Below are 25,369 nucleotides of genomic sequence, written 5' to 3' on the forward strand. Positions count from 1 at the left end.
AATAAACACAAGACAAAATAAATATGTGCGGAATAGTAGGATATACAGGTTTTCAGGATGCTTATGAGATCGTAATTAATGGTCTTAGAAGACTTGAATACAGAGGGTATGATAGTGCTGGAATAGTTTTGGAAGGTTCAAACAATAAGTTTGAAGTAGAAAAAACAAAAGGTAAGGTGGAAGATTTGGTGAATATTTCGAAGCAATTAAAAGGAACTGCCAATATTGGTATGGGGCATACCCGCTGGGCTACCCATGGAGTTCCAAGCGACAGAAATTCTCACCCGCATTTGTCAAATAATGGAAAAATAGCTCTAGTACACAATGGTATTATTGAAAACTATGATACCATTAAAACAATGCTTAGTGAAAAAGGATTTACGTTCAAATCAGAAACAGATACTGAAGTATTGGTGAATCTTGTTCAATATTTTATGGACCTTAACCCGGAAATTGATTTTCCGGCAGCTGTGAGATATGCTTTAAATGAAGTATATGGAGCATATGCTATAACAGTACTTCATGAAGATTATCCTGGAGTATTAGTTGTAGGAAGATTAGGATCTCCTTTAGCGATCGGACTTGGTGAAAAAGAATATTTCATTGCTTCTGATGCTTCTCCTTTTGTGGAATTTACTAAAGAAGCTATTTACCTTGAAGAAGGTCACATGGCTACTATTTCATTAGAAAATGGAGTAGATATCAGAACAATTAATGACAACTCTAAGATTGAACCTGAAATTCAAGAGCTTAAATTAAGCTTAGAACAGATTGAAAAAGGTGGCTATGAGCATTTCATGCTGAAAGAAATCTTTGAACAGCCTAAGTCTATTCATGATACTATGAGAGGAAGACTTCTTGTAGATGAAGGAGTGATTAAAATGGCAGGAATCTGGGATCATGTAGAAAAGTTCAAAAATGCTAATAGAATAATTATCATTGCTTGTGGAACTTCATGGCATGCAGGTCTTATCGGAGAATACCTTATTGAAGAATATGCAAGAATTCCGGTAGAGGTAGAATATGCTTCAGAATTCAGATACAGAAACCCTATCATTACTGATAAAGATGTTGTTATTGCAATTTCTCAATCTGGAGAAACAGCAGACACAATGGCTGCTTTAAAATTAGCAAAAGAAAAAGGGGCATTTATATATGGTATTTGTAATGTAGTAGATTCATCTATTGCGAGAATTACAGATGCAGGTTCATACACCCATGCAGGGCCTGAAATTGGGGTAGCGTCTACAAAAGCGTTTACTGCACAGCTTACTATTCTTACTTTAATTGCATTTAAATTAGGTAAGCATAATGGAAATTTAGGAAATGCTGAGTTTATGAGCTTAATTGCTGAGCTTGATGCTATTCCTAAAAAGATTGAAGAAGTATTAAGTACTACTCATGAGCTGACTCAAAATATTGCAAAAGATTTTGTGAAGGCTACAAACTTCCTTTATTTAGGAAGAGGATACAATTATCCAGCTGCCCTGGAAGGAGCTTTGAAATTAAAAGAAATTTCTTATATCCATGCAGAAGGGTATCCAGCTGCAGAAATGAAGCACGGACCAATCGCTCTGATTGATGAAAATATGCCAATTGTTATTATAGCTCCTAAAAAAGGACACTATGATAAAATTGTAAGTAATGTTCAGGAAATCAAAGCAAGAAAAGGAAAAGTTATAGCTGTTGTCAATAAAGGTGATCGTCAGGTTAGCGAAATGGCAGATTACGTTATTGAAATTCCTGAAACCTCAGAATGTTTCTCTCCAATTGTAGCGTCAGTACCGTTACAACTGCTTGCTTATTATATTGCAGTATATAGAGGAGCGAACGTAGATCAGCCGAGAAATTTGGCAAAATCTGTAACTGTGGAATAAAAATTAGTTGTAAATAAAATAAATTTAGATTTCTTCCGTTATTTCAAAAAAAATCTTAAAAGTTTCTTAAAAAAATTATATATTTACGGCTTAATTATAAAAATTAACATGAAAAGGATATTTCTTTTATTATTGTCTGCGTCGGTAGCATCGGTATCTTGTTCAGGTGGTGGCAGCTCTTCTGTAGGGAAGCCAGGAACAAAAGGAGAATTGATACCAAGAGAAAAAACGAAATCATTTGTTGCGGAACGACCATACGGAATGGTTGCTATTCCTGCAGGTTCATTTGTTGCTGGTTTAGCAGACCAGGATCCAACAAATACACCTGAAAAAGCATCATTGAAGACAGTTACTGTTTCTTCTTTCTTCATGGATGAAGCAGAAACTACCAATGCAGAATACAGGGTATTTATCAACTATGTAAGAGATTCTATTGCAAGAACTCTACTCGCTGAAGCTGCCGGAGAAGGTGGTGACGAAGGTGGTCGTAGAGGAGCAAGCATAGGAGATTATGCATACCTTGCTAAAAAAGAAGAAAATTTAACACCTTATCAAGAATATATGGAAGGTCAAGGGGGCCGTGAAGACGGAACCTATGATGCTAGCAAAAGATTAGACTGGAAAATTCCTTTACACTGGAGTACTTCAAAATACCCGGATGTAGAGTACGCAGAAGTTCTGGAATCTATGTATTTGCCTGCTTCTTCAAGAATTGGAAACGAAAGAATTTTAGATGTAAGTAAGTTGAAGTATACGTACCGTTGGGGAGATATGGATGCGGCCCTTGCAGATAACGAAAGAGGAGCCAATTACCTGAAAAGCCAAAGTATCGCGATTTATCCCGATACTACGGTTTGGGTAAAAGATTTCCACTTTGCTTACAATGAGCCATTATTTGAACAATATTTCTGGCACAAGGCTTACAAAAACTATCCTGTAGTTGGTGTTACCTGGGATCAGGCAAGAGCTTATTGTAACTTCAGATCTAAATTGAAAACTGATTACAACGAAAGTTTAAAAAGAAAAAAACAAAGACCATTGCAGTTCCGTCTTCCAACAGAAATCGAATGGGAATATGCTGCAAGAGGTGGTATGCAAAATGCCACTTACCCTTGGGGAGGTCCATACTTAATGGATGATAGAGGTTGTTACTTAGCCAACTTCAAACCTAAGAGAGGTAACTATATGGAAGACGAGAAAAAAGGTACTTATACATATACAGCTCCAGTTAAGAAATTTAAGAAAAATGGATTTGGGTTATTTGATATGGCTGGAAATGTTTCTGAATGGACAGAATCTGCATATAACAACTCTTCTTATGGATTCTCTTCTACACTAAATCCTTCTACTAAAGATAAAAAGGATACTAAAAAATCTGTAAGAGGTGGATCTTGGAAAGATATAGGATATGCACTAATGACGGGTGCAAGAGACTGGGAGAGAAAAGATTCAGCAAGAAGCTATATCGGATTTAGAACTGTACAGGACATTCCTGAAGCAGCTGTTAAGCCAAGAAGAGTTAACAGATAATAAACCAAAACAATTATTTTTCAATACAATTTTATTTAACATTAAAAAAACTAACTCAATATGTTTAAGACGAAAGATGCTTGGATGAATTTCTTCTATTCATTCGGTGCTGCAATTGTAATTCTTGGAGCTTGGCTTAAAATTACTCACATAACCCTGGGACCAATTAACGGTAATATAGCGCTTACTGTAGGGCTTATTACAGAAGCGATTATCTTTATTATCTTCGCTTTCGACCCTCCAAAAACTGAAGAGTCTTATGCTTGGGAAAATGTTTACCCTGAATTATTAGATAAACATGCTAACCCAAACCCATTACACTCAAATGTAACAACTAGAAATACAGGTAACCAATTTGCAGAGTTAGAAAACTCTCTTTCTAACAAATTGGATAAAATGCTTGAAGATGCAAGATTAGACGTTCAATTATTTGAAAGATTAAGAACTGGAATTGACAAGTTTTCAAGTTCTGTAGATCAAATCAATCAAACTGTTGACGTTTCTGCTTCTACTCATAAATATAATGATCAGTTAAACAAGGCTGCTCAACATATGGAAAGTATGAATGCATTATATGCTATGCAGTTGGAAAGCGGTAAGAAACAAGCAGAATTTGCTACTAAATATGTTTCTGACATGCAGAAATCTGTTGAACATTCTGAAAAATTCAACCAAGAGCTACAAGGTTTAACTTCTAATCTTAATAACTTAAATAGAGTTTATGGTGGTATGCTAACTGCTATGAAGTCTTAATTCCTAACCATTTCTGAACTTAAACTATTTAATCAAAAAACAAAGAAAAGAGAATGGCACAAGGAAAACAGACCCCTCGTCAGAAGATGATCAACCTGATGTATCTGGTGTTCATCGCGATGATGGCCCTAAACATTGATGCAGAAATCATCAGATCATATTATGACTCTACAAGAGCATTAAATGAAACCAGAACTTTAACAGAAAGAAAGAACGAAAAGATTTTTGAAAAAACGCTGGAAGCTAAGGCTCAGCAGGTTCCTGATACTTACTCAAAACCTTGGGAAGATTATAAATTATTAAAAACCAAGATTGATGCGTTAGTAAAACATGCTCAGGATATCAAGGATTTACTGAAAAAGCAATCAGATTTTCATGATAAAGATCCTAAAACCGGAAAAGAGATTGACGTAAGTGAAAACTTTGCTGCATTAAATAATAATGAAGCTACTACGGAATATTTCTTTAAAGAAGGAGATGAAAATTCACCATCAAAAAATGCATTAGACCTGAAAGCAAAAATTGATGATGTAAGAGATTACATCAATAAAACTTTTGGTAATAATGACCAGCTTAAAGACTTAGTAGATAGAGCCAACAAATCTCTTATTGCAGAGTATCCTAAAGGAAAATCTCCAAATGAGAAAACTTGGTTCCAAAATAAATTTTATCATCAACCACTAATTGCTGCGATATCTAATTTGGAAATTATCCAAAATGATGCCAGAAACGTACAATCTGATGCATTAGCATTAATGCTTCAGGAAAAAGTAGATGCGAGTATCAAATTTACAAGCTATGAACCTATTGTTTCAGGTCCTACAGATATTCAGACTGGAAAACAGGCTGAAGTAAAAGTAATGCTGGGTACTTATTCTAACAGTAATAAGATTAGCATTTCCGGAGTGAGCAAGCAGGAAAATGGTAAAGGTATCATCCCTATTTCAGGAGCTGGTATTGGTGAGCATAAATTAGCTGGAACGATTACATTAACAGATGCTTCAGGGAAGCCACAATCTTTCCCTTGGACGCATACTTATAATGTGATTGCTGGTCCTAGAGAAGTAAAACTTGAAAAAGGATTATTACTTTCTGCTGATAAAATGAATGTAATGTATAGAGGATTGGAGAACCCTGTATCAGGATCTATCTTAGGGGCAGATAACTCTAAACTTTCACTATCAGCTCCAGGAGCTACTGTGAGAAATACAGCACCTGGTAAGTGGATTGTAAAACCTTCAACAGGTACTACAGTGAAATTGACATTATCTGGAGTAGACCCTTATGGTAAATCAGTATCTCAGGTATTTGAATATAGAATCAAGAATGTTCCGCCACCGCAAGGGCAGATGAGAGGTCAGAATGTATTGTCGATGCCGGCAACTTCTATTCCTAACCAATCTGTACAGGCTGCTATTCCTGACTTCGATTTCCCTGTTTCGTTCAATGTAACACAGTTCATGGTAAGAGTACCTGGTAGAGCAGCACTATTGATCCACGGAAATACATTAAGTGAGGCAGCAGGACTAATAAAGAATCTGAGAACAGGAGATGTTGTATCTATCTTCGATATCAAAGCAACAGCTCAAGGATTGGAAGGCCAGCAGATTAAAAACATTACTCCTATTATTATTAATGTTCAATAGGACTAAAATTGTAATTTATTATGAAAAAATATATTAGCACCCTTTTAGTATTAGTTTCGGGATTTGCATTTTCCCAGACTATTCTGAACGCTTCTTCTCCAGAAGAGTTTAGACAGATGAGAGCGGAGAACAAACAAAAAGTTGGTGATACTATTATTGATAAAACAGTAAAGCCTCTTGAATATGGATTTGTGGAAGACAAAGACATTCTTAAGAGTATGTTTGTTTGGGAAATCATCGATATGAATGATAAGATCAATCAGCCATTTTACTATGATAACCCGGACGGTCTTCTTTCTACCCCTACAAGATCTCTATACCAGTTACTGTTAGATGCAGCTTTAAGTGGTAAAATTGAGCAAGTGTATGATGACGAAAACTTTACAGTAAAGCTTTCTCCTGAAGGAATTCAGAAAAGATTAGAAAAAGTTACTATTAATGACGCTGCGATTGACATTCTAAACTCAGGACGACAATTAACTGAACAGGAGAAAAAAGAATATACTGATGTATTTAAGACCACTACTGAGAAGGTAAAAGTTCTTAAAATCATGGGTATGTGGTTCGTAGATAAAAGAGACGGACAGATGAAATACAGACCTCTAGGTATTGCAGCAATGGGACCAGACCCTGCAGTACAAGGAGTTATAGGACCAGATGGTAAGCCCATTGCTAGCAATGATGATCTTATCGACCTATTCTGGATTTTCTATCCGAATGCAAGAGATGTTTTAGCAAACAATTATGTTTACAATAGAAAAAACTCTTCTGCAGACCTGTCTTTTGATGATATTATCAATGCAAGAAGATTCTCTTCTATAATTTATAAATCTTCAAGCGGTTTAGGAGATGGTACTATTAAAGATTATATTCCTAAAGATGCTGATGATCAGCTAGAAGAAAGCAACAGAATCAAGTCGCAAATTCTAGAAATGGAAAATGATATGTGGAATTACTAAATTTCACTTGATATTTATATAAAACCTGAGTATTTTTACTCAGGTTTTTTTTATTATGAAATCGCCCTTTGTTTATTGCTAATCAATAATCAATGATATAGGCGATTGTATGACCTTTAAATAAATGAAATTGCTCATATGAAAAATGTAGATTATATTATTGTAGGAGATGGATATGCCGGGCTTTTTTTAGCTCATCAACTGATTAAGAACAATAAATCCTTTGTGATCTTTTCTGAAGGAAGAAAAAGCGCTTCGCAGGTTTCTGCGGGGATCATTAATCCTGTTGTACTTAAAAAGTTTACCACATTCTGGAAAGCTCAGGAGCAAATTGATTTTCTAAAGAGCAGTCTTAAAGAAATTGAATCGTATACCGGAGAGAATTATTTAATCAATGCATCTATTCACAGAATTTTTCATGATGAAAATGAACAGGTGCTTTGGCTCAAAAAATCCAAGAACGAAGAATTATGTAAATTTTTGAATGAAAATTTTGAGTCTTTAAATGTGGTAAAAAACGATTTTCTCGCTGGAAAGGTAAACCAGTCAGCCAGACTAAATGTTAATGGTTTTTTCATGGGTTTATTCAGTTATTTTGAAAAAAATGATTTTCTTATCAGTGAAAAGTTTGAATATGCTAAGTTAAATCCATCAGACTCAACTTATAAAGATTTTAATTTTAAAAATATTATTTTCTGTGAAGGAATGGGAGTGAAGGACAATCCTTATTTTTCAGAAATTGCAGTGACCCCCAATAAGGGACATCATATAAAAGTTGAACTTTCTCAACCTATTCCTGAAAATATTACGATTAAAAAGAAACATTTCCTTTTTCCTACCGGAAATGGACTTTATTTCTATGGTGGAACTTATGACCGGGAGCAGCTTCACCATCATATTGACGATTCGGCGGTTAATCAATTAGTCAACGGATTGTCTGAATTCTATCCTTATGATTTTGAAGTAAAAGAAGTTAATTTTGGTTTCAGACCTACTGTAAAAGACAGAAGGCCCATTATTGGAAGACATGAAAGCTACAATAACTTGTATGTCTTCAATGGACTGGGAGCAAGAGGAATTCTGAACGGATGTTATTTCTCAAGGGATCTTTTCCGTTTTATTGAAGAAGATATTCCATTGCATGAAGAAGTCTCATTAAATAGATTTAATAAGTAATTTTTATCAAATGTAATCTTAAAGGCCATACTATATGAATGAAAATCTATTAGGGATTATTGCAGGAGTTCTTACCTCCATATCCATGATTCCACAGCTTGTAAAAGTAATTCGGGAGAAAAATGTTGAAGATATTTCCCTGCTTATGCTTTTGGTTCTTATTTCCGGATTATCTTTATGGGTGTGGTATGGCTTTATAAAAGACGAACTTCCCATTATTTTATCAAATTCATTTGCTGTTTTGGTAAATATTTGCCTTTTAGTTTCCTATATGATATATCATAAAAAGTAAAAAAGACGTCCCCATACAAGGACGTCTTTTTATATTAAATCTAATTATTTTTTTTTATTCAAGAACGAATTTGGCTAGAGGTGCCATTCTCGCTTTGTTTAAAGTTAATGTATTTCCATTAACAGAGTAGTTATCAGCGTCAAGGATTGCTTTTGTAAACTGATTTTCTATATCAAGATCTTCACAAGCCATCATTGTAGACATTCCCTGATTGAATTTGATTCTCATCACATCCTGCTTGATCTCAAAAGTACCACCTAATCCGTTGCAACCTGCATGACCTTCATATTTCATTCCATTCATATCAAGCTTGAAATAGGGATTGTTTTTTGGGTTCTTTAGTGCAATCGGCTGACCATTAAGCTCAGTTAATTTCCATTTTTTTCCCGTAATATCTGTGGTTGCTTTCTGTGCAGTTTGTGTCTGGCAGGAAACAAGGAATACAGTTAGGAAAAGAGCGGATAAATAGTAATACAAGCTTTTCATAAATTTTAATTTTAAATTTTCTGTTTGTACATAAGCTAATACGATGCCATTTTTGCAGGACCTGATTCTTTTTTTGCCTGTTTAAGATGGAAAAGCACCATATCTACATTCTTCTTCAAGAAACTGATATTACCTTTAATTTCAGAGTATTGGTACTCCTCATTAGAGGCTGTGTAGTCTGGTAAAGCTTCACTTTTTTTGAGGTCATAAGTTTTACCGTTTAAATGTACCGTTGCTGTATTTTTAGTTCGGTTTATAGTTACTTCTATTTTTTCTCCATAGCTGTCAACATATACATTTTTTGAAATGTCATCAGTATTTTCAGGAGCAGCAGTGGTAACGGTTTCAGCATCTTTTCCGGGATGTTTACACGCTGTTGAGGAAAGAATAGCCAATCCCAAAAGGACTGTTTTGAATAATTTTTTCATAGTGATAAGTGATTTTAAAGTGTTTCATGAAATATGATATTAATACTATATAAAAATACGAATATTTTTGACAAATATGTGTTAATTTTTCATAAACTAACATGATGTTTTAACCAAAAGGGTTTTGCCCATCTTTTATAAAACATTCTTTCACGAAACAGAAGCTGATTATTTATAGTAGGGAATTTATGATTGAAGAGTCAAATACCGATTTTTTAATCGTTTTATTTTCAATAGGATAGTGGATTTTTTTTTCATTGTTCATTTGTTGTGTAAATTTTTTGCAAAAATAATTCAAAAATCAGAGAATAACAATATGGTTATATTAATAATTTGAAATTATGATAAAGTTTAGTTTTTCAGGTTGATATTTTCCCTGAATCATAAGTTTGTTCGAAATAAAATGTCGAAAAACAAGACATGGTCAATTGAAAAAGAAAGAATCGAGAAATATTATTCCATAGATAGCGTGTATTGATGATTTATAAGAGTCTGTTTTCTATTGTATTGTATGATTGGCAGAGTTGCAAATTCAGGTTATTTAAAGAAGCGTTAAATTTTGTTAATCTATTATGATGGTATAATAATCTAGATGTACATTTGCGACTTCAAAATGAGAAACTTTATAGTATATTTTTTAACAGGTCTTTTTCTACTCTTTGTAGTAGAAAGCAGGCTTAACGTTAAAACGCTACGAAATGACTATTCTGGTCATGTTTCTCATCATTTGCCTAAAAGAGCGAACAAGCTGAATCAGACCTATGAAAAGCTTTCTATTCAGCAGATGGCAGATACCATAGACAATGCCACTTTAGAACTTGCGGAAAATGACTTTCAGTTGTCTGATGTATTTCAGGCCATTGTTGTTTTTGCCGGAATTTTTAGTCTGGTCTATATTTTTGGATTAAAAAGTAATAAACAGTTTAGACCGGATATTCACGGTTTTATCTGGGGACTTACGGCCAAAAAGTTTATTCTGATCCGCTCTATAAGAATCTAAAATTTCATTTTTCTTAGTGAGTTTCTGCCTGTTTTCAGGTAGGAATGCTTTGCGTTGTGTATGTGGGTAATCATCACACCGTGCTATTCTCTATTGCCATTTTATTTCTATTCAAAACATTAACGATTTATAAACTCTAGAATTATGATAAAAAGAGTTACCTCAAGTATTGCACTTAGTGTCCTTTTACTGGCCGTAAGCTGCAATAAGAAAAAAGAGGAAAAAGAAGAAGTAGCCACTTACCCGGTAACATCTCCGGTAGTGATGGACACTGTAATTAATAAGGAATATGTAGCTCAGATTCAGTCTGTAAAGAACATTGAAGTCCGGGCGCAGGAAAAAGGATTCCTTGAGAAAATTTTTGTCGATGAAGGTCAGTATGTACAGGCAGGACAGACCCTGTTCCGTATTATGCCTAAACTGTATCAGGCAGAATTATTAAAAGCAAAAGCTGAAGTTGAACAGGCTTCTATCGAACTGAAAAATGCAAGCACATTAGCCGGAAACAATATTGTATCCAAAAATGAAAAGGCAATGGCTAAAGCTAAACTGGATGCTGCCAATGCAGAAATGAAGCTGGCTCAGATCCATTTGTCTTTTACCGATATTAAAGCTCCGTTTTCAGGAATTATCAATAGAATTCCTTTAAAACTGGGGAGTTTGGTAGACGAAGGCGATCTGTTAACTTCATTATCAGATAATACAAGTATCTACACCTATTTCAACGTTTCTGAACCGGAGTATCTGAGCTATCAGACTCATGCAGCTGACAGAGGAAGTAATCAAGTATCTCTGATTACTGCAAATGGAGAAACATATACGCAAAAAGGAGAGATTCAGACTATTGAAGGTGAATTTGACAATGAAACAGGAAATATTGCCTTTCGGGCCAAGTTTCCTAACCCAGATAAACTTCTGAGAAACGGAGAAACAGGTAAAGTACAGATGACGATGCCGGTTCATAATGCTCTTATTATTCCTCAGAAAGCGACGTATGAAATTCAGGATCAGAAATATGTATTTGTTATTGATAAAAATGGTACAGCCAGATCCAAAAATATTAAAGTAGCCTATGAACTACCGGATCTTTATGTGGTAAGCTCAGGAATTTCAAAAGGAGATCAGATTCTTTTGGAGGGAGTTCAGAAGGTGAAGGATGACCAGAAAATAAAAACAAAATTCCAGGATCCTAAAAAAGTTCTTCAATCATTGAAATTAAAAGCAGAGTAATGGTCTCTAAAATGAAGTAGTATGTTTAAGAAATTCATCCGCAGACCTGTTCTGTCTATTGTAATCTCATTGATTATTGTATTTTTAGGGATATTGTCATTGGTAAAACTTCCGGTGACCCAGTTTCCCTCAATTTCTCCACCTAAAGTAAATATTACCGCAGAATATCCTGGTGCCAACAACGAATTATTGATTAAATCTGTTGTCATCCCATTGGAAAGAGGATTAAACGGAGTTCCGGGTATGAAATATATGACCTCGGATGCCGGAAATGACGGAGAAGCTTCCATTCAGGTGGTATTTGATCTGGGAACAGATCCCAACGTTGCAGCAGTAAACGTTCAAAATCGTGTATCTTCAGTGGTTAACAAATTGCCTCCTCTGGTCGTTCGTGAAGGGGTGAAAATTACCCGTGAAGAACCGAATATGCTGATGTACATTAACCTGTACAGTGATGATCCAAAAGCTGATCAGAAATTCCTGTTCAACTATGCTGACATCAACGTGATGTCTGAATTGAGAAGGGTAAGCGGAGTCGGTTTCGCTGATATTTTGGGAACCCGTGAATACGCCATGCGTATCTGGCTTAAACCGGACAGGTTAACTGCATATAATATTTCAGCTGATGAAGTAATGGAATCTTTGAACGAGCAGAGTTTGGAAGCATCTCCGGGGAAAACCGGAGAAAGCTCAGGAAAACGCTCTCAGTCATTTGAATATGTATTGAAATATCCGGGACGTTATAATAATGAAAAAGACTATGGTAATATCATTCTAAAAGCTAAGCCTAATGGTGAATCTATAAGATTGAAAGATGTTGCTGATATTGAATTCGGAAGTTCGATGTATGATATTTATTCTACACTGAACGGAAAACCTTCTGCCGCAATTACCGTAAAACAATCTTATGGATCTAATGCAAGTGATGTTATCAAGAATGTAAAAACATTAATGGCAGACCTTGAGAAAAATAATTTCCCTAAAGGGATGCATTATGAGATCAGTTATGACGTTTCCAGATTCCTGGATGCTTCTATGGAAAAAGTAATCCATACTTTGTTTGAAGCTTTTGTACTGGTAGCTATTGTGGTATTTCTTTTCCTTGGGGACTGGCGTTCCACATTGATTCCTGCACTAGCTGTTCCTGTTTCGTTGGTAGGAACTTTTGCGGTGATGTCAGCATTTGGGATTACTTTGAATATGATCTCACTTTTTGCTTTGGTAATGGCCATTGGGGTCGTCGTTGATGATGCCATTGTGGTGATTGAAGCGGTGCATGCCAAGATGGAAGAGAAGAATCTTTCTCCATTAAAAGCTACGGAGGAAGCAATGCATGAGATTAGTGGAGCAATTATCGCTATTACTCTGGTAATGGCATCGGTATTTATTCCGATTGCATTTATGTCTGGACCGGTTGGGGTATTTTACCGTCAGTTTTCGATTACCATGGCGTCTTCTATTATTTTATCGGGAGTCGTGGCTTTGACTTTGACACCGGCATTGTGTGCTTTAATTCTTAAAAATAACCACGGAAAAGCTAAGAAGAAAACTCCAATTACGATTTTCCTTGATAAATTTAATAATCTGTTCACGAAAGGTGCTGGAAGATATGAGAAAATGCTGAATAAGACGGTAACTAAGAAAATGTTCACATTACCTCTTTTATTAGCTTTCTGTGCAGGAACTTATTTTCTGAGTAATTCAATTCCATCCGGATTTATTCCTGCTGAAGATCAGGGGATGATCTATGCGATTATCCAAACACCGCCAGGATCTACATTGGAAAGAACCAATCAGATTGCAAGAGAACTTTTAAAAGAATCAGAAGATATTGATGGGGTACAGTCTGTTTCATCACTGGCAGGATATGAGATCTTAACAGAAGGTACCGGATCAAACTCCGGAACCTGTCTTATTAATCTTAAAAGCTGGGATGAACGTAAGGAATCAGCCGCTGAAATTATTGAAAAGCTGGAAGAAAAAGCCAAAAATATACCAGGGGCCAATATTGAGTTTTTCCAACCACCTTCCGTTCCGGGATATGGTGCAGCAGGAGGTTTTGAACTCCGATTGCTTGATAAGGCAGGAAGCGGGGATTACCATAAAATGGAACAGGTAAGTAACGATTTTGTAAAGGAGTTAAAGAAACGTCCGGAGCTGGGATCTGCATTTACCTTCTATTCTGCGAGTTTCCCTCAATATATGCTTAGGATAGATAATGACCTTGCGGAACAAAAAGGAGTGACAATTGAAAAAGCGATGGATAACTTATCTACCTTGATTGGATCCAACTATGAGACTAGTTTTATTCGTTTTGACAGGCCTTATAAAGTTATTGTTCAGGCAGGACCTCAATATCGTGCTTTACCAACAGATTTATTAAAGTTATATGTTAAAAATGACAAAGATCAGATGGTACCTTATTCAGACTTTATGAGGTTGGAGAAAGTATATGGTTTATCTGAAATGACAAGACATAATATGTATAACTCTGCTCAGGTGAGTGGTACTCCGGCACCGGGATACAGTAGTGGACAGGCTATTCAGGCTATTCAGGAAGTGGCAGATAAAACACTTCCGAGAGGTTTTTGGTATCGACTGGGCAGGGATTTCGAAAGATGAAGTAAGCCGTGGAAACGAAGCTGTGTTTGTATTCCTGGTGTGTTTAGGATTCGTTTATTTGATTCTTTCTGCTCAGTATGAAAGTTTTATTCTTCCGTTACCTGTAATTTTATCATTACCAGTGGGGATTTTTGGAGCGTTTCTCTGTCTAAAATTGTTAGGACTGGAAAACAATATCTATGCTCAGGTGGCTATGGTAATGCTTATCGGGCTCTTAGGTAAAAATGCCGTGTTAATTGTAGAATTTGCTGTACAGAAAAAGGCTGAAGAAGGAATTCCTGTGATGCAGGCTGCTATTGAAGGAGCTGCCATTCGTTTCCGTCCTATTTTGATGACCTCATTTGCCTTTATTGCCGGATTGATTCCGTTGGTGATTGCAACAGGACCTGGTGCAGTTGGTAACCGTACCATTGGAACGGCAGCAGCGGGAGGGATGCTGATAGGAACTATTTTCGGATTGATGATTATCCCAGGATTGTATTACATCTTTGGAACGATAGCTGAAAAATCGAGACTGGCTAAATATGAAGAGGAGAATCCTTTAACAGAACAAACTGAACCTTATGAACACGATGGAAAATTCGAAGATTAAAAATATAATAACGGCCATTGCTTTATCTCTTGTGTTAGCAAGTTGTAAGGCGCCAATGGCGACCGTCATAAAAGACGAGGTAAAAACAAATATTCCTCAAAATTTCAATCAGGAAGAGCAACAGGATGCGAATAACAACAGTGGAACGACTCCCTGGAGACAATTTTTTACTGATCCGAACCTGGTAAGCCTTATTGAAATAGCTTTAAAGAACAATCAAGAGCTGATGATTACTCTTCAGGAAATTGAAATTGCTAAGAGTGGGGTGTTAGCTAAAAAAGGAAGATTAACTCCTACAGTTTCTGCGGGAATAGGAGCCGGGCTGAAAAAAGCTGGCCGTTATACGAGTGAAGGAGCTGGAGATGCCAGTACAGAAATGGAACCGGGTAAAGCAATACCAGATCCGTTAGGAAATTTTGAGGCAGGGCTCAATGCAAGTTGGGAAATTGATATCTGGAAAAAGCTGAGAACAGAAAAAGAGTCTGCAGTGGCTCATTATCTTTCTACAGTGGAAGGGAAAAACTTTGTTCTGTCTAATCTTATTGAGGAAGTGGCTGATCATTACTATGAATTATTGGCTCTTGATAATCAATTAGATATTATTCAGCAGTATATCAAGCTTCAGCAGAGAGCATTGGAAATTTCTAAAATTCAGAAAGAAGCTGCTGCTGCTACAGAATTGGCAGTGAAAAAATTTGAAGCAGAATTAGCAAAATCCAAGGCTTCAGAATATACTATCCGTCAGCAGATTACAGAAAAAGAGAATGAGATCAATGCGTTGTTGGGAAGATATCCACAACCAATTGTGAGAACAAAGGAAAACTTCATGTCAACGATTCCGCCAACGGTGTATACTGGTATTCCTTCACAATTGCTGGCTAACCGTCCTGATATCAAGCAGGCTGAATTGGAATTAAAGGCTTCAAAGCTAGATGTAGAAGCAGCTAGAAAAGAGTTTTATCCATCATTGGAAATTTCTGCAACGTTGGGACTGGAAGCATTTAAGCCATCTTATCTGGTGAAAATGCCGGAATCTATTGCTTACAACCTTGTAGGTGAACTGGCGGGACCATTGATTAATAAAAGTGCTATCAAAGCTAACTTTCAGACTGCGGATGCTAAACAGATTCAGGCATTATATGAATATGATAAAACCATTTTAGATGCTTATCTGGATGTCGCTAATCTGATGTCAAAAGTTAAAAATATAGATCAGTATTATCAATTGAAATCTCAGGAAACAAAAGCGTTGGATCAATCTATTGATATTGCGAACCAGTTGTTCAGAAATTCCAGAGCAGACTATCTTGAGGTTTTATTGAATCAGAGAGATGCCTTAGATGCTAAAATGGAATTGATAGAAGCGAAGCAAAAACAGCTAAGTACAGTCGTAGACATCTATAAAGGTCTTGGTGGTGGCTGGAAATAAAGAAACATCATAATTCAATCAATAAACAGTTAATGTTTTGAGGGTTGGCTCTTCGGGGCTGGCCCTTTTTGTTTTTATTACGACATGTTCTGTCGTTGTGATGTGATAGTTTTGGATAAGATCATGAAAGTGTAATGAAATTCGGTAATTCATTACAAATATTTCGTGTTAACTCACATGGATATGATTTGTATTAACAAAAAAAAGTTAAATTTGTTCGAATTTAAAAAACCTAATCATTAAACTCAAAAACAACACGGGAATGAAAAAAATTTATCTCGGTGCATGTACTGTATGCACGGTTCTGGGTATGTCTGCTCAGGAAGTACTTTGGCAGAGAGACATTCAATCCACTACCCAGGATTTCCTAAGTCAGGTGACTACGACCATTGATCAGCAGTATCTTATTACAGGAAGCTCTATACAGAGCGACAAATTCCAACAAGGCAATAAACAGAACAACGGCTATGATTTCCATCTGGTGAAGCTGAACCAACAGGGAGAGCAGGCCTGGGAAAAGTATTTTTCAGGGCAAAATCACGACTATTTATCTGCAACAGTAAGCACTCAGGATGGCGGATTTCTCTTAGCCGGAACTTCGTATTCAGGAAAAGGACTCGATAAGAAAGATGATTCCAAAGGTGGTTCCGATATATGGCTCATCCGAATCAATGAATTCGGGGATGAATTATGGCAGAAAACATTGGGCACTGCTTCTGATGAGGAAGCTAAATCTGTTATTCAAACGACAGACTTAGGCTTTTTTGTCGCCGGAAATGTCCAGAACTCTTCCAAAGGCTATGGTTCCAAAGATGTCTGGATAACCAGACTCGACAAAGAGGGAAAAGAACTTTCTCAATTGATATTAGGCGGAAAAGGCTTAGACGAAGTCGAAAAAATGATTCCAACGAAAGACGGTGGAGTATTATTGGGTATTTATTCAAGAAGTTCCGAGGTTAAGGATTCTGGGATAAGAAATACTGAAGTAAAATCTTCCGATGAAAGATTAGTGAGTTCAACAGCCATAAGCCAGATGCCAAAAGCCAGCAGCAACTTCGGTGAAGGGGATTACTGGATTGTCAAACTGGATAAAAATGGAAAAGTAGAATGGGAAAAGAACTTTGGAGGTAAGGGAGATGACCATATCAGAACCCTGGCTTTAACTGCAAACGGATTTATCATCGGTGGAGAATCCCGATCAGAACGATCAGGAAACAAAACAGTAGGCACCCAAGAAGGAACAGACCTGTGGCTGATTGCCCTTAATGAAAGAGGCGAGGAGCAGTGGCAAAAGTCCTACAATTTCAAAAACCGTGATATTTTGATGGGAATGAGTGTGATCCAGAGTCAAGAGACGAGAGCCAAGAATCAAGACATCACTAAAGGAATCTTATTAGGGGGCTATACCCAGGCCGAGGGAAGAATAGAAAAAGATGATGAGACCTTCTGGATGCTGTACCTGGATGGCAACGGAAATGAACAGTGGAGAAAACATATAACAGGAGAATCCCGACAAAAAGAGGAAAGACTTTCAGATTTAAAGCTGAATAGAGATGGTTCTATTGTGTTAGCCGGAACCAGTGCTAAAGAATTGGGGAAAGAAAACTGGAAAATCGTGAAGCTTGGCGACAAGCAGGTAAGTGATCTGATTGCCAAATATGAAATGAAGATCTACCCGAACCCTGTATCCGATTATACCTATATAGAAATCGGCTTTGATTTTAAAGAAGCAGATATTATGCTGTATGATATGAGCGGAAGACAGCTTCAGAATTTCAAAACCAAGAACAGAGTGACTAAGATGAATACTCAGGCTTTGATACAAGGCGCTTATTTGGTAACTATAAAAACTGATAATAATAAAACAGCGAATGCAAAGCTGATTAAAAAGTAAAAAAACATTAATCATGAAAAAAATAATATTTCTGGCATCCGCATTGTCAGCTGTAATGGGTTGGGGTCAAACTTCTATAGGAGGAGAGGTTAATCTTCAAAAGATTATTCCTACTACTCCTGAGACCTATAGCATGTTCAAAGCGGGAGATTTCCCGGTAGATTACAGAACAGGAAAACTCAATGTTTCTGTGCCTTTGCACACTATCTCCACAAAATCTGGTATTTCTATTCCTATCAGCCTTACTTATAATACAGGAGGAATAAAAGTGGATGAAACATCAAGTACTGTTGGTTTGGGATGGACCTTGTCTATACCCAATAGTATTTCTGTTGAAATTCACGGGAAAGAGGATTTAAATAGCTCCTCCCGATGGTTCCCAAGCAATATTTATGATTATCAATATACTAGCGCTGTCAATTTTGAAACTTTCCCTACAGAAATTCTTGTTAAATTGCAAGCCATCAGAGATGATGCAGTAGATACAGAACCCGATATCTATCATTACAGTCTTCCTACTATATCAGGTTCTTTCACAAGAGATACCAATGGAAACTTTCATACTATTCCTTATGACAATATCAAAATTTCTTATTCTGATATGAATAATGAATTTACCATTATTGATCCCCAAGGTATTATTTATACTTTGAAAGTAGGAAATTCTCTGTCTTTACTGAACACATCTCCTTTTGCGTATAGAGCATCATTCTTATTAGACAAAATTACGTTTCCCAATAAGGAGGAAATTATATTTAAATATGACAAGTATATGTCATATAAAAGTATTACTCATGGCTATACCGATCTGTATTATCCGATCCCTATAGCATTTGATCCATGTGTAGCGGGGCAAAAAAATATCCATACTGCCACAACCAACCGTTATATTGATAAATTGCCTACAGAGATTATTTATAACAACGAAATCCTAAAATTTAATTATACCAATACCATTAATGGGGCAACTGGCAGAAAAGATATCTTTACAGATACTCCTGAAAATACCTATGCATTAGATGAAATAACAGTAGTTGATAATCAAAATAATAAAATAATAAAAAATCTCAGATTGGTTCACGATTATTTTACATCTTCAGATATTATCACTTCAGCATATAGGAATTACAGATTAAAACTTCTAAGAGTCGAAAACTTGTTGGAAAACAGTAAATATTCTTTTGATTACAATGAAAAAAGTAAGCCATCTATTGGTAGCTATTCACAGGATATCTGGGGGTATTATAATGGAAAAGGTGGAGTAGGCCTGATTCCTAATATGCACTATTTTAATAGAGACTATACTGAAGGGGCAGACAGAAGTGTAGATCCAGTATATACCCAAGCATACATTTTAAAGAAAATTACTTATCCTACAGGTGGATCATCTGCATTTTCTTATGAAAACAATACAGTATGGGCAAAATTGATTATTCCTAAAAAAGAGGAAACGATTTATAATTACATTAATAATTCGTATACCAATGATCAGAACGAGTATGACAATATTCTAATGACTACACCTTCCAATGAATACTTTTATATTGATGTAAATCCTGTGGATTCTGATGAGCAGTTATGGGTTGAGTTTCTTAATTCATGTTCCAACCAAATACCTAATGAAATCCCTGAAAATGGAAGCAGCATGGGAATGGCTTATATTGATGAATTTGTCAATAATCAATGGAAAAATCTATCAACATTTAGTGGAACTGATGTTATTGGACCATTAAAAGATGGTAATGGAGCACCAGCAAATAATAAATTTTTTTTAAATCCTCAGGCACCTAAAAGGATAAGAGTAAGAAGGATGGGAAATTGCTCTACGAGTTTGAAAATTTCTAAAATAAAATATGTTAACGAAATAATCAATCAAAATAATATTGTTGGCGGATTGAGGATAAAAAGCATAGAAGATTTTGATGGTACAGCAAACTATACAAAGAGACAGTTCCAATATCATAACCCTACTCTTGCTGGAGAGCAGTCTTCAGGATCTTTTGCTTCACCTTTGAAATTTTTAAGTATTATACCCAGAGAAGTCGAATTTGAAGGAAAATCATTGCTTTGCAATATGTATGGTTTAAGCGCAGATCAGGCTATAAACTCCAGCCTCCTGGGTAAAGATGTAGTTAATTACAAATATGTAACAGAACATACTTTAGGGAAAGGAAAAAAGGATTATCAATTCATAGCAGAAGAAAATGAGCTTAACCTATCCAATATCGGTAATGGGTTTAATCCATTCCGTTTCATTAATAAAAATCTGATTAATGAAAAGTTTTATACTGATAATGGAACAAACCCAATAAAAGAAATTATTTATAATTATTCTCTAACATATTCTAAAAATGCATTGTCATCAAACTCTTATGGAAATCCATTAATGATAGCTCCTTATGGAAAAATTATCATGATTGATAGAAATGTAAGCATGGCATCGGGAGGTCTATATTCTACACAAGTATTAGAATCTTATCCTATAGAATCAGGGAAATTTTTATTAGATGAAACTGTAACGAAAGATTATATTAATGGCAGCGAAATAATTACAAAAGTTAATAACAATTATTCTATTGACAATATCCAAAACCCCATTAACCTTCTGAAGCAAAGTGTGACTTATGGTAATAGTAATAATGCTAATAGTACAGAAACCTCTTACCAATATGCTCATGAGAAGAACAATCAAAAATTAATTAACGCCAATATGGTTGGGATTCCTTTAGAAACCTCTGTATTACAAAAGAAAAATGTAAATGATCCGGGGAATATAACTTCTAAAACTGAAACCAAGTATGACGATCCTACTACATTATTTCCAACCTCAGTATTGTCTTACAATCTTCAAAATCCTTCTTTAGGATCAACAGAATTGAGTTATGATAAGTATGATTCTAAAGGGAATATTGTGCAGTATACTAACAGAGCGGGAGTATCAACAGTCATTATCTGGGGGTACAACCAAACTCAGCCTATTGCCAAGATTGAAAATGCAAAACTGGAAGGAATTGGGCAACCTTTTATAGATAGTATAGTGAATGCTTCTAATCTGGATGCCGCTGCTGAAAGAAATAATGATGAAACCAATCTGCACAATGCCTTTAAGGACTTTAGGAATAATTTATCCGGTTACCAGATCACAACCTACAGTTATGATCCATTAATTGGAGTAAGAAGTATTACCCCTCCCTCCGGAATCCGTGAAGTTTACCTTTATGATGCTGCCGGCAGGCTTAAAGAAGTCAGAGAGCACAACAATACTGGAAAGCTATTAAAAGAATTCAATTACCATTACAAAAACTAAGACGATGAAAAAACTTATAATTCCCATAGGCATGCTGCTGATAAGCCATTCAGTCCATGCGCAGCTTACCCCGGGAGAAAACTATATCCAATCCAGGACCTATCTTGATTATAATGGAACGACCCCTTCAAAAACCTCAGAAACCGTCCAGTATTTTGATGGTTTGGGAAGACCTAAACAGGTAGTGAATGTAAAAGCCTCTCCCTTGGGAAAGGACGTGGTTACTCACATTGAATATGACCAGTTCGGAAGACAGGTGAAAGACTATCTTCCTGTACCTCAATCAGGAACTTTGAATGGAGGAATTATTCCCAATCCTTTAGCCAATGCCAGCAATTCTCCTTATGGCTCAGAAAAGATCTATTCTGAAAAAATATTGGAAAACTCTCCACTCAACAGGCTTCAGCAACAGATCCAGGTGGGGAATGACTGGAGCGCCAAGCCTGTGAAGTTTGGGTATGAAACCAATATAGGCAATGAAGTGTACCAGCATATTACCACCACCACCTGGGAAAACGGGGCCACTAAAAGTGGGATAAGTTTATCTCCGGCAGTTTTATATGCACCTGGTACCTTGTATAAAAATACGGTGACAGATGAAGATGGAAACCCAACGGTGGAGTTCAAAAATGGGAAAGGGCAAACCTTGCTGGTAAGAAAGCTGATGGGCTCCACCGAGCAGGCAGATACTTACTATGTGTATAACGAATACGATCAGCTGGCCTTTGTGATTCCTCCCAATGCTGTTCAAAAACCTATTAGCGAAGCTCTGCTCAATGATCTCTGTTACCAGTACCGTTATGACGGAAGAGGAAGACTGGTAGAAAAAAAACTTCCTGGTAAAGGCTGGGAATATATGGTATATGATAAACAGGATAGGCTAGTTCTTACTCAGGATGCCAATTTAAGGTCTCAAGATAAATGGCTGTTTACAAAATATGACCAGTTTTCAAGACCAATTTATACGGGAATATTAGACAGCCAGCCAGGCAGAATTCAACAGGTGGCTGCAATAGAAGGACATGGTTCCAATAACGAAGTCAGATCTGTTAACAGTTGGAGTAATAGTGGAATGGATGTCTTTTATACAAGTAATCAAGCTTATCCTGCAACTAACTTTAAGCTTTTAAGTGTCAATTATTATGATTTTTATCCTGCTTATGGTTTTAATCCAACTTTCCCCATTACCATTCAGGGAGAACCTACTTTAAAAGAAACAGTCTCCTCCGAAGGAAAAAGCACCAAGGGACTTCCTGTGATGAGTTTTGTTAAGAATGTTGAAGATGACAACTGGACCAAGAATTATACGTATTATGACACCAAAGGAAGAGTGCTAGGCACCCATTCCATTAATCATTTGGGAGGCTATACTAAAACAGAATCCAAGCTGGATTTTGCAGGAGTAGCTCAAACGGTGATCACCAAACATAAGAGACTGGAAACAGACCCAGAAAGAGTAATCACCGAAACCTTTGATTATGACCACCAGAACAGACTTTTGGTACATAAGCATCAGGTAGATGCTAATCCTGTGGAAATCCTTACCCAGAATACGTATAATGAACTTTCGCAGCTGGAATCTAAAAAAGTGGGGGGAATTGCTGCAGGATCTGCTCTTCAGCAGATGGATTATAAGTACAATATCCGTGGCTGGATGACTAAGATCAATGATCCTTTGAATCTAAATGGAAGATTGTTTGGCTATGAAATAAAATATCATAATCCTGTATCTTCAGTAAAATCACCCGGGAAGTTTAACGGAAATATTGCAGAGATCGACTGGAAGAATTCTTCAGAAGACATTCTGAAAAGATACAACTATGAATATGATCCTCTGAACCGTTTAAAAAATGGATTCTACTCAGAACCTAATGCCACTAATCCTGGCAATGGTAATTTTGATGAATATCTTACCTATGACCTGAATGGAAACATTAATACCCTGCAACGAAAAGCCACCCCAATATCAGGTCAAACTCCTGCATTGGTAGATAACCTTGAATATAAATATACCGGAAACCGCCTGAATCAGGTGATAGAATCTGCAATGAACGATACCGGGTATGAAGGCGGAAATAATATAATAGATTATGATGTGAATGGAAATATGATTAATATGAAAGATAAGGGAATCAACACTATTGGTTATAATCATCTCAGCCTTCCCAATACATTTGCAATGAGCCATCCGGATCCTATTATTGTTGGTCAGCAAACAAGTGCTAATCTTGGATATTTATACCGTGCAGATGGAACCAAACTAAGAAAGACGTATTCAACGCGGCCTCCGAGAGGATCGGTTAGTACCAGTATGACCGATTATCTGGATGGCTTCCAATACTCATACCGGGAAGGTGGGGGACTCTGTCTAACCTGTCGTACCGAGTCTGCTTTTGAAGAACAGGCTTACGGAAATCTCGGAAAAACCTTTCCTAATATAGGAGATCCCCCAGCATGGAAACTGGATTTTGTGCCCACTTCAGAAGGCTTTTACAGTTTCACAGAAAACCGTTATATTTACCAGTATAAAGATCACTTAGGCAACACCCGAGTAAGTTTTGCCAAAGACAGCGCAGGTGTTCTGGAAATTACCGATACGAATAGCTATTATCCTTTTGGTCTCAACCATATCTCAGGAATGTTTGGAACTTCTAATTTTGGAGGATTATATAGTTATAAGTATCAAGGACAAGAGTTACAAGAGACAGGTTTTTACTCATTTAAGTGGAGAAATTATATGCCAGACTTGGGAAGGTTTTTTAATATAGATCCTTTGAGTGAAAAATATGCTTATCAATCTCATTATAATTTTTCTGAAAATCGTGTTGTTGATGCAAGAGAGCTGGAGGGATTAGAAGCTGTAGATTTTAGGAAGAATGATGGCTATAAAAATTTAGTTGTTGTTGTACAGGGATGGTCGGGAGATACGAAGAAAGGATATACCCAATCTCAGAATGTAGGAGGTAGCAATAATCCTGATTTTAAAGGAAAAGGAAACCTTGATCTTATTGGTATTGGAGGATTAGTTGGTTTAGCTAATTCTAATACTCGAGTTGTTGTTTTTGATTCATCACAGAATGAAAATACAAAAAATGACCTCAAATCAACTATCTCAAATTTTAATAATGTGCATTCAGACGGTGTGGTTGCTGCTGTTGGGCATAGTTTAGGAGGTGATAATCTGGTAGAATCAGTAAATGAAAATAAAAATTTAAAAGTAGATTTAATGGTGACTTTAGATATAATGGATAGTTATTCTGATACAAAGATACCGTCTAACGTATCGAAAGCGGTTAATTACTACCAGACAAAAAATATATACGGAGGAGAGAAAATAGAACCTACAAGCGATAATAAGACTACTAAAATAGTAAATGTTCTTGCCCCTACATCAGATCATAAAAGCATAGATAATGATTTAAGCACAAAAGTTAGAGATGTTGTAAAGAGAGAATTAATACCTAATCAATAATGAAAACAGTTACAAAAACAATTTTAATTATTTCAATAATTTATACCGTACTTTTATTATATTTTCAATATGATTATTTTTTAGAATTTACCCCTTTGGTGATAGTTCTATTGGCAATTAACTTTTACATGATTTATAAATACAATAATAAGTTGCTAAACTTTATTTTAAATGGTTTATTGTTTGTCTTTCTAATATTTTGCTTCTCCTTTGGGGTAGTATTAAGGCAGGACTGGTAGATATAAGCTTTATAAAACAACAAAGCCACTCAAACGAGTGGCTTTGTTGTTTTATAAAATGCTTTGCAGTTTAGTTTGTTTAAGGAACGCATCAAGGAGAGCGAAGACGTGTTGTCTATCATTTTCTTTTAGTTTTTGTATATCTAAAATTTTAACGACAATATTTTTATCCAGTAAAATATCCGTAGACCCTACGAGATAATCCAGAGATACTTCCAGGGCTTCTGCCAGTTGTGTAGCCATCTCAATAGATGGTTTTACTTCCTCACGCTCATATCTTCCGATGATCGCCCCACCGCTCGCGCAAGCATCATGGCTCATATCCTCAATAACAAAAAAGCCATTGCTAGATCAGCAATGGCGTTTTTACATGGCTTAGATAATCTTTATATTATTAAAAATATCTCCGCTGGCGCAAACATTTTGCTTATACCAAC

16 protein-coding genes and 1 pseudogene are annotated in these 25,369 nt (G+C 36.2%); 14 read left to right on the forward strand and 3 right to left on the reverse strand.

Annotated elements, in window-relative coordinates:
- The first annotated feature begins 23 nt into the window (after window positions 1-23).
- From glmS to EL260_RS05370, 7 genes are all read left to right on the forward strand, one after another.
- Window positions 24-1,877 (forward strand): glutamine--fructose-6-phosphate transaminase (isomerizing), encoded by a 1,854-nt coding sequence (gene glmS / locus EL260_RS05340; protein ID WP_123859179.1) that lies wholly within the window; start codon window positions 24-26, stop codon window positions 1,875-1,877.
- A gap of 108 nt (window positions 1,878-1,985) precedes the next feature.
- The gene (gene porK / locus EL260_RS05345) at window positions 1,986-3,407 is read left to right on the forward strand and encodes a T9SS ring complex lipoprotein PorK/GldK (RefSeq protein WP_123859180.1); all 1,422 of its coding nucleotides are present in this window, start codon (window positions 1,986-1,988) and stop codon (window positions 3,405-3,407) included.
- Window positions 3,408-3,467: 60 nt separating this feature from the next.
- Entirely contained in the window at window positions 3,468-4,160 is a 693-nt protein-coding gene (gene porL, locus EL260_RS05350; protein WP_123859181.1) for a type IX secretion system motor protein PorL/GldL, read from the forward strand.
- A 53-nt stretch (window positions 4,161-4,213) separates the two neighbouring features.
- Window positions 4,214-5,806 carry a type IX secretion system motor protein PorM/GldM gene (gene porM, locus EL260_RS05355; RefSeq protein WP_123859182.1) on the forward strand — a complete coding sequence of 531 codons (1,593 nt, stop codon included), beginning with the start codon at window positions 4,214-4,216 and terminating at the stop codon, window positions 5,804-5,806.
- Between the two features lie 20 nt (window positions 5,807-5,826).
- Window positions 5,827-6,765, forward strand: a complete 939-nt coding sequence (porN, locus tag EL260_RS05360; protein WP_123859183.1) for a type IX secretion system ring subunit PorN/GldN — start codon at window positions 5,827-5,829, stop codon at window positions 6,763-6,765.
- 138 nt (window positions 6,766-6,903) lie between these two features.
- Window positions 6,904-7,941 (forward strand): NAD(P)/FAD-dependent oxidoreductase, encoded by a 1,038-nt coding sequence (locus EL260_RS05365; protein WP_123859184.1) that lies wholly within the window; start codon window positions 6,904-6,906, stop codon window positions 7,939-7,941.
- Window positions 7,942-7,975: 34 nt separating this feature from the next.
- Window positions 7,976-8,233, forward strand: a complete 258-nt coding sequence (locus EL260_RS05370) for a SemiSWEET transporter (RefSeq protein WP_123859185.1) — start codon at window positions 7,976-7,978, stop codon at window positions 8,231-8,233.
- Window positions 8,234-8,287: 54 nt separating this feature from the next.
- Here the strand turns inward: EL260_RS05370 and EL260_RS05375 are convergent, their stop codons facing one another.
- Together EL260_RS05375 and EL260_RS05380 are read right to left on the reverse strand one after the other, a co-directional pair.
- On the reverse strand, window positions 8,288-8,719 hold the full coding sequence (locus EL260_RS05375) for an META domain-containing protein (RefSeq protein ID WP_123859186.1): 432 nt from the start codon (window positions 8,717-8,719) through the stop codon (window positions 8,288-8,290).
- A 35-nt stretch (window positions 8,720-8,754) separates the two neighbouring features.
- Complete coding sequence (locus tag EL260_RS05380; protein WP_123859187.1) at window positions 8,755-9,147, reverse strand: hypothetical protein; 393 nt, start codon at window positions 9,145-9,147, stop codon at window positions 8,755-8,757.
- 613 nt (window positions 9,148-9,760) lie between these two features.
- Here EL260_RS05380 and EL260_RS05385 point away from each other — a divergent pair.
- The 7 genes and pseudogenes from EL260_RS05385 to EL260_RS05415 all read left to right on the forward strand — a co-directional run bounded on the left by EL260_RS05385 (window position 9,761) and on the right by EL260_RS05415 (window position 24,693).
- Window positions 9,761-10,147: a hypothetical protein gene (locus tag EL260_RS05385; protein WP_123859188.1), complete on the forward strand. Its 387-nt coding sequence runs from the start codon at window positions 9,761-9,763 to the stop codon at window positions 10,145-10,147.
- A 147-nt stretch (window positions 10,148-10,294) separates the two neighbouring features.
- Window positions 10,295-11,377: an efflux RND transporter periplasmic adaptor subunit gene (locus EL260_RS05390; RefSeq protein WP_123860651.1), complete on the forward strand. Its 1,083-nt coding sequence runs from the start codon at window positions 10,295-10,297 to the stop codon at window positions 11,375-11,377.
- A gap of 21 nt (window positions 11,378-11,398) precedes the next feature.
- Window positions 11,399-14,591, forward strand: a pseudogene (locus EL260_RS05395) (efflux RND transporter permease subunit).
- The gene (locus EL260_RS05400; protein WP_123859189.1) at window positions 14,563-16,020 is read left to right on the forward strand and encodes a TolC family protein; all 1,458 of its coding nucleotides are present in this window, start codon (window positions 14,563-14,565) and stop codon (window positions 16,018-16,020) included. Before EL260_RS05395 ends, EL260_RS05400 begins: the two are co-directional and overlap by 29 nt.
- 262 nt (window positions 16,021-16,282) lie before the next feature.
- A complete protein-coding gene (locus EL260_RS05405) occupies window positions 16,283-17,914 on the forward strand; it encodes a T9SS type A sorting domain-containing protein (protein ID WP_123859190.1) in 1,632 nt (543 codons plus the stop codon).
- Window positions 17,915-17,927: 13 nt separating this feature from the next.
- Window positions 17,928-21,221, forward strand: a complete 3,294-nt coding sequence (locus tag EL260_RS05410) for a hypothetical protein (protein WP_123859191.1) — start codon at window positions 17,928-17,930, stop codon at window positions 21,219-21,221.
- Window positions 21,222-21,225: 4 nt separating this feature from the next.
- Entirely contained in the window at window positions 21,226-24,693 is a 3,468-nt protein-coding gene (locus EL260_RS05415; RefSeq protein WP_123859192.1) for a DUF6443 domain-containing protein, read from the forward strand.
- Between the two features lie 290 nt (window positions 24,694-24,983).
- On the opposite strand, the gene EL260_RS05420 is transcribed toward EL260_RS05415, so the two are convergent.
- Window positions 24,984-25,253 carry a helix-turn-helix domain-containing protein gene (locus tag EL260_RS05420; RefSeq protein WP_123859193.1) on the reverse strand — a complete coding sequence of 90 codons (270 nt, stop codon included), beginning with the start codon at window positions 25,251-25,253 and terminating at the stop codon, window positions 24,984-24,986.
- Window positions 25,254-25,369 lie beyond the last annotated feature (116 nt).

It is taken from the genome of Chryseobacterium nakagawai, from assembly GCF_900637665.1.
GTDB classification, from domain to species: domain Bacteria; phylum Bacteroidota; class Bacteroidia; order Flavobacteriales; family Weeksellaceae; genus Chryseobacterium; species Chryseobacterium nakagawai.